This window comes from Halorubrum amylolyticum, assembly GCF_004114995.1.
Taxonomy (GTDB): domain Archaea; phylum Halobacteriota; class Halobacteria; order Halobacteriales; family Haloferacaceae; genus Halorubrum; species Halorubrum amylolyticum.
This window is the reverse complement of the sequence record NZ_SDJP01000008.1, coordinates 89,226-95,441: the sequence shown is the minus strand read 5'-3', so window position 1 is coordinate 95,441 and position 6,216 is coordinate 89,226. Positions and strand designations below refer to the sequence as shown.

Annotated in this window: 7 protein-coding genes; 5 read left to right on the top strand and 2 right to left on the bottom strand. The window is 68.5% G+C overall.

The window, feature by feature from the left end:
- Nucleotides 1-183: 183 nt before the first annotated feature.
- Nucleotides 184-1,056: a DUF7504 family protein gene (locus ESO89_RS08595; RefSeq protein WP_241686170.1), complete on the top strand. Its 873-nt coding sequence runs from the start codon at nt 184-186 to the stop codon at nt 1,054-1,056.
- A gap of 15 nt (nt 1,057-1,071) precedes the next feature.
- Here the strand turns inward: ESO89_RS08595 and ESO89_RS08590 are convergent, their stop codons facing one another.
- The gene (locus ESO89_RS08590) at nt 1,072-1,353 is read right to left on the bottom strand and encodes a hypothetical protein (RefSeq protein ID WP_128905122.1); all 282 of its coding nucleotides are present in this window, start codon (nt 1,351-1,353) and stop codon (nt 1,072-1,074) included.
- Between the two features lie 95 nt (nt 1,354-1,448).
- On the opposite strand from ESO89_RS08590, the gene ESO89_RS08585 reads away from it, so the two are divergent.
- Nucleotides 1,449-2,336 (top strand): DMT family transporter, encoded by an 888-nt coding sequence (locus tag ESO89_RS08585; protein ID WP_128905121.1) that lies wholly within the window; start codon nt 1,449-1,451, stop codon nt 2,334-2,336.
- 72 nt (nt 2,337-2,408) lie between these two features.
- On the top strand, nt 2,409-3,998 hold the full coding sequence (locus ESO89_RS08580; protein WP_128905120.1) for a sensor histidine kinase: 1,590 nt from the start codon (nt 2,409-2,411) through the stop codon (nt 3,996-3,998).
- 38 nt (nt 3,999-4,036) lie between these two features.
- Here the strand turns inward: ESO89_RS08580 and ESO89_RS08575 are convergent, their stop codons facing one another.
- Nucleotides 4,037-4,534, bottom strand: a complete 498-nt coding sequence (locus ESO89_RS08575; protein WP_128905119.1) for an SRPBCC family protein — start codon at nt 4,532-4,534, stop codon at nt 4,037-4,039.
- A 117-nt stretch (nt 4,535-4,651) separates the two neighbouring features.
- Between ESO89_RS08575 and ESO89_RS08570 the strand changes: the two genes are divergently transcribed.
- Nucleotides 4,652-5,578, top strand: coding sequence for a DNA-3-methyladenine glycosylase family protein (locus tag ESO89_RS08570; RefSeq protein WP_128905118.1), 927 nt, complete (start codon nt 4,652-4,654; stop codon nt 5,576-5,578).
- A gap of 95 nt (nt 5,579-5,673) precedes the next feature.
- Nucleotides 5,674-6,111: a DUF555 domain-containing protein gene (locus ESO89_RS08565; protein ID WP_128905117.1), complete on the top strand. Its 438-nt coding sequence runs from the start codon at nt 5,674-5,676 to the stop codon at nt 6,109-6,111.
- Nucleotides 6,112-6,216 lie beyond the last annotated feature (105 nt).

The window sequence follows — 6,216 nt, the reverse complement described above, 5'->3', positions numbered from 1 at the left end:
TCATCGGGAGCATACTCCCACTTACAGCCCACGGACACCGCGTCCGTGGGCTATTTTCATGTGTAGCGAGCGGCCACACCACCACACCCGACCGCTGATAGCTGTCGGTCAGTTCCTGAAAATCTCAATGTTGAGTCGTTCGCCCATACGTTTATGCAGGCTGTTATCGAACCGAATATATCGATGTCCGTTCCGGTACACACCGATCGCGATCTGGCGGTTCGGGTATCGGCCGACCGTCGACCGTCGGTTCGCGACGGGGCGGCTCCGGAGCGGGTGGTGTCCGTCCTGTTCGGGACGGGGATCGAGGAGTGGCGGTGCGGGTGGCAGCGAACGACCGGCGAGCTACCGACCCGAGAGGTGGTCGTTTCCGTGAGCGATCTCACCCGCGGTGCGGCCGCGGTCGCACAGGTGGTACCGGGCCGACGACTCGCGTACACCGCGTTGGGACCGTCCACCGGGATCGACCGGATACTCGACGCCGTTTCGAGGTATTTCGACGAGCGTGAGGACTCGGACCTCCGCGTGCTCGTCGACGACATCGAACCGCTGTTGACGGAGCGCGGGCGCGGCGACGCCGCCGCGCTGGTCGAGGGGCTTCGGGGTCTGACGGGGGACGTCGTGATAGGGTGTTCCTTCACCGACGACACGGGGGCGTCGCTCGCGTCGCTGTTCGATCCGGCCACGGAGGTCGGTATCGTCGAGCATCCGATCCTCGGGGCGGTCGACGGGCTTCGTCAGGAGGACCCGACGACGTTCGGGTACGTGCGCCGGCATTGGGTCGAGGCGCGCGGCGGGATCGAGCGCTGCGAGCGCAACTATCCGCAGTCGAAGCAGATCCACGAGGCGATCGTGGACCCGGAGACGACGCCGCGGACGCTCGGCGCGGCGCTGTCGGGACTGGTCACGCTCGGCGTGCTGGATACGTGGGGCGAGACGGTCGGATCGACCCGGTACGACCTCACCGCGTACAGTCCGACGTGTATGTGGTTGGTCGGTGCAGCCCTCGCGACGGGCGTCGACGGGTCTGGGAGCGGCGACTCGGCGGTCGAGTGACGCCGGTCCCGCCGGTCACTCGTCGCGATCGGGGACGTCGAGCTCGTGGGTGATCACGGTGCCGTCGGGATCGAGGGTCACCGTTCCGAGCGTGGCGGTCTTTCCGGTCTCGAAGCGCTCGGCGATCGAAGCGAGGACGGCTCGTCGGTCGAGTCGCTCCCAGACGGCTTCGGCGACGAGCGACTGGAACTCCTCGGGGTCCGTCCACCCGGCGTCGATGTCTGATGGCACGCCGACGACGAACTCGAACTCCTCTTCGGTGAGTCGGACGCCGACGCCGAACGTGTCTGCGCACATGGTCGCAGTTCGGACCGGAGTTTCAAAGCCTCGTCGGGACGCGGGGCCGTCCCGAAACCGCTAACCGAGAGCGTCCGGAACCGATGCCCGAACCGATGGCTGAGAACCCGAGGTTTCCGCCGATGCTCGGTCTCGCGGTTGCGGTGGGCGGCGTGAGCGCCGGCGCAGTCCTCGTTCGGCTCAGCGACGCCCCGAGTTCGGTCGCCGCCTTCTACCGGGTGCTGTTCACCACGGTACCGCTCCTCCCCGTCGCGGGGTGGCGCTATCGAGCGCAGATAGCCCGCGTCACTCGCCGCGATCTCGGCTTCGCGGCGCTGTCCGGGATCGCGTTGGCGCTCCATTTCGCGGCGTGGTTCGAGAGCCTCGCTTGGACGAGCGTCGCCGCGAGCGTCACGCTCGTTCAGGCGCAGCCGGTGTTCGTCGCCTTGGGGGCGTGGCTCCTGTTGCGCGAACGCGTGACGCGTCGGATGGCCGTCGGAATCGCCGTCGCGGTCGCCGGCATGGCGGCGATGTCGTTCGGCGATCTCCTCGGCGGGGTGTTCGTCGGACGGAGACCGATCTACGGCAACGGGTTGGCGCTGGTCGGCGCCGTGACGGCGGCCGGGTACGTACTCGCCGGGCGGTCGCTCCGTCAGCGGGTCGCGCTCGTCCCCTACGTGGTGATCGTGTACGGCGTCTGTACCGTCTCGCTCCTCGCCATCGTCCTCGCGGAGGGACACGCCCTGACGGGGTATCCGCCCGTCGAGTGGGGAATATTCGTCGGTCTCGCGGTCGGGCCGGGGCTGTTGGGCCACACCGTGATCAACTGGGCGCTCGCGCACCTCGAATCGAGCGTCGTCTCCGTGTCGCTGCTCGGCGAGCCGGTCGGAGCGACGCTCCTCGCGTTCGTCGTCCTCGCGGAGGTTCCCACGCCGTACACGCTCGTCGGCGGGGCCGTCGTTCTCGGCGGGATCGTCCTCACCGCGACGGAGGCCGGAACGTGACCCCCGGGACGACGTTCTCGAACCCGATATTTTCGGATTAACCTTCAAATGCGATCGATGCGATTTCGGCGTATGCATCGGCGTTCCGTCGTGGCGTACGTCGGAGACGGCCCGGACGTGCGGGCGCGCGTGTCACGAGCGGTCGAGACGGCGTGGGCCGGCCCGCGGGCTCCAGAGTGTCGAGCGACCGCTCCGGACGCGCTGCTTGAGGCGAGCGAGGACGCCGATCTGCAGCCGCTGGCTGACGCCTGCGGTATCGTCACGACCACCGAGGCGGCAACGGATGCGTCGGTCGCCGACCGACTCGCGGCGACGCCGGACAGCGTCCCCGTCGTCGTCGTTCTCGAAGCGTCGACCGCCGAGGAGTTTCGCGTCGCGCTTCGAACCGACGCCGACGGCGTCGTTTCCGCTCCGCCGCCGGAGGCGACCGGGGCCAACTCCGACGTCGACCCCCTCGTCGAGCGACTGATCGACGCGGTGGACCCGGGACGGGTCCGGTTCGGATCGGACGACGCCGACCGGCTGCGTGAGGTTCTGCTGGACTCGGGGTCGACGCTGATGAGCACGCGGTCCGACGAGGTCGACACGAAGATCAGTTGGACCATGGAGAACGTCGGCGAACACGCCGAGCTCGATCGGATCGTCTGTTATCTCCGAGACGGGGAGACGTTCGAGCCGACGTACGCTTGGTGTCCCGAGACGTGTGACACCGCACCGCGCCAGATCGACGAATTCCCGGGAGAAGCGCGGCTCTCGACGTTCGAAAACGTGGTTCACTCGTCGGAACCGCCCGAGTCCGCGGACCCCTCTGCGGACGAGAGCGACGCGCCGACCGAGGAGGGCGCCGATCGGCCGGCGACCGTCCACGTTCCGCTCGTCGCCGACTGGAACTTGATCGGCGTGTTGGCCTTCGAAACCGACGCGTGGCGCACGTGGACCGACGAGGAGGTGGCCCTCTACCGAACGTTCGGCGATCTGATCGCGTACACCATCGCGCGAAACGATCGACGGTTGGAGCTCCGCCGACGGACGGAACAGCTCGAACAGTTCGGCTCGGTCGTCTCACACGACCTCAGAAATCCGCTCAACGTGCTCTCCGGGTACCTGGATCTGGTCGAGAACGAGGTCTCGCAGTCGACGTACGAGCCGATGGATCGGGCGGTGACGCGGATGGAGTCGCTCATCGACAACCTCCTCATGTTGGCGAAACGCGGGGACGCGATCGGGGAGACCGAACCGATATCGGTGGCCGGCGTCGCCGAGGAGGCTTGGCAGACGGTTCGCGCGCCCGACGCGACGCTGACGATCGCCGACGACGTCGGTCGGATACGTGCGGACCCGCTCCGGCTTCGGCAGGTGTTCGAGAACCTCTTTCGGAACGCCGTCGACCACGCCGGTCCGAGCGTCGCCATCGAGATCGGGTCCCGGACGGACGAGGCCGGCGACGGGATGTACATCGCCGACGACGGACCGGGAGTCCCGCCGGACGTGTGCGGTTCCCTCTTCGATCCCGGGTTTACGACCGCTGACAGTTCGGGTATCGGACTCGCGATCGTCGACCGGATCGTCGACGCCCACGGCTGGGAAGTCGACGTCCACAACGACGACGGTGCAGTGTTCGAGGTCTCCTTCGAGGCCGAAACGACGGCGACACCGGCCTGAACCCGCCGACTCCGTCAACGTCGCCCCGCGCGCCGAAGCTACGGATCGAACCGGGTCACCGTCCGCCGGTGACGGTCCCGGAACATTCCTTCGAACCCGACTTTCGCGAACGGGCCGGCGGCGTCTCCGAGCGGACCGAACGGGAGCCGATACGCGACGGTGTCGACCAGAAGCGTCTCCTCGCCGTCGGCGTAGAACGCGTGCGTGTGCTCCCACGTCCGGAACGGTCCGCCGACCATCTCGTCGACGAAGCGGGCGTGATCGCCGGGTGCGGCCTCGGCGGCCGGTTCCCGGTGGGTGATCCGGGAGGTCCATCGCTGCCGCGGGCCGACGCCGAACGGCCGTATCGACATCCGTATCTCGGACCCTTCGACGAGCACGTCCGGGTCCGGTTTCCCGTTCGGTCCTTCGACGCCGCCGATCCGAAGGTGCATCCACCGGGGCGTGAGCTCCCGGAGCCCGTCGGTCGTGGAGTGGAACGCCCACACCTCGTCGATGGGGGCCGGCACGCGGGTCGTTCGTCGGTACGTCGGCATACGTCTTTTAGGGGATCAACGGGCAAAAACCCGTCTCCGGCGGCGGTTCGCGGGATCGGTGAGTCCGCGTCCGGGCGACCGAAACCCGCATACGGTCGCGGTGCCATCGGATCGGTAATGGAGCGAGGCGCGATCGACATTGCCGATCTGGCCGGCCCGTTCGACCTCCAAGCGACGGTCGAGAGCGGACAGAGCTACCTCTGGAACCGCGCCGACGGGGGTACCTACGAGGACCTCCACGCCCACGGCGGCGACGCGTGGTACGAGACGGTCGTCGACCCGATACCCGGAGTGAGCGACGAGCGGGTCCCCGTGCGGGTGCGACAGGAAGGGGGCGTCCGCGACGGGACCCTCCGCTGGGAGTCGTCGGGTGACGCCGTTCCCCTCTTGGAACACCTGTTCCGGCTCGACGACGACCTCGACGCGATCCTCGACGCGACCCCGGACCTCCCGCTCCTCGAACGCGCGTACGACGCCTACGAGGGAATGCGGCTCACGCGCGACCCGGTCTTCCCGTGTCTGATCTCCTTCATCTGCTCGGCGCAGATGCGCGTCGCGCGGATTCACGGGATGCAGCGGCGGCTCCGGGAGACGTACGGCGACGCCGTCACGCTCGGCGGCGAGGAGTACCGCGCGTTCCCGACACCGGACCGGCTCGCGTCGCGGACCGAGGCGGAGCTCCGCGACCTCTCCTTGGGATACCGCGCCCCCTACGTCCGGCGGACCGCGGAGATGATCGCGACCGGCGAGGCCCATCCCCGGGAGGCGGCGGACCTCCTCTACGAGGAGGCGCGCGAGTCGCTGACGCGGTTCGTCGGCGTCGGCGACAAGGTCGCGGACTGCGTGCTGTTGTTCTCGCTCGGCTTCCTCGAGGCGGTCCCGCTCGACACATGGATTCGGACGACGATCGAGGAGTACTATCCGGACTGCGAGCGCGGGAACTACACCGACACGTCGCGCGCGATCCGAGAGCGGTTCGGCGGGGAGTTCGCCGGCTACGCCCAGACGTACGTCTTCTACCACCTCCGGGCGGGCGGCGAGTAGCCCGCTGCGAGCCCGTCCGATCCGCCGCCGTCGTTTCGACGACGCGACCTGTCGGCCGAAGTTTCATGCCGGTTCGCGTGGTACGCCCACACGTGATGGACTGCCGAGTCGTCGTCGAGGCCGCGGTTCCGGTGTACGACGTGGAGACCGCCGACGAAGCGGTTCGGATCGCCATCTCGAAGACCGGAGAGATGCTGAATCCGGACCTCAACTACGTCGAGATCGACACCGGAACCCGCACGTCGCCCGGCGGCGAGGACCTCCTGCCGGCGTTCGTCGCGGCCGACGAGGCCCTCGTCGCGCTCGAACTCCAGATCGACGTGTTCAACGTCGACCGCGGGGAGCACGCGAGCCGCGTCGCCCGCAAGGAGATCGGTCAGCGGCTCCGGAACATCCCGTTGGAGGTGTTACACGTCGAGGAGATCGAGGACGACTCCGCGGAGCGGTCGTCGACGGCCCGATCGGAGGGCGGCGACTCGGCGGCCGAGGACGCGCCCGACGACGCCGACGAGCAGAGCGACGCCCGCGACTGACTCCTCGGCCCGACCTCTGCCGGTTCGGCGGCGTCCCCTCGACCGCTCGGTATCGATGTTCCCGTCGGAACGTCTCCCCAAAGGCGGCGTCGGAACGCCTTCCCG

What these genes read in the sequence shown, in the direction of transcription:
- ESO89_RS08595 (WP_241686170.1), top strand. Translation starts at nt 184, where the DNA reads ATGTCCGTTCCGGTACACACCGATCGCGATCTGGCGGTTCGGGTATCG.
- ESO89_RS08565 (WP_128905117.1), top strand. Translation starts at nt 5,674, where the DNA reads ATGGACTGCCGAGTCGTCGTCGAGGCCGCGGTTCCGGTGTACGACGTG.
- ESO89_RS08575 (WP_128905119.1), bottom strand. Translation starts at nt 4,534, where the DNA reads ATGCCGACGTACCGACGAACGACCCGCGTGCCGGCCCCCATCGACGAG.
- ESO89_RS08580 (WP_128905120.1), top strand. Translation starts at nt 2,409, where the DNA reads ATGCATCGGCGTTCCGTCGTGGCGTACGTCGGAGACGGCCCGGACGTG.
- ESO89_RS08585 (WP_128905121.1), top strand. Translation starts at nt 1,449, where the DNA reads ATGGCTGAGAACCCGAGGTTTCCGCCGATGCTCGGTCTCGCGGTTGCG.
- ESO89_RS08590 (WP_128905122.1), bottom strand. Translation starts at nt 1,353, where the DNA reads ATGTGCGCAGACACGTTCGGCGTCGGCGTCCGACTCACCGAAGAGGAG.
- ESO89_RS08570 (WP_128905118.1), top strand. Translation starts at nt 4,652, where the DNA reads ATGGAGCGAGGCGCGATCGACATTGCCGATCTGGCCGGCCCGTTCGAC.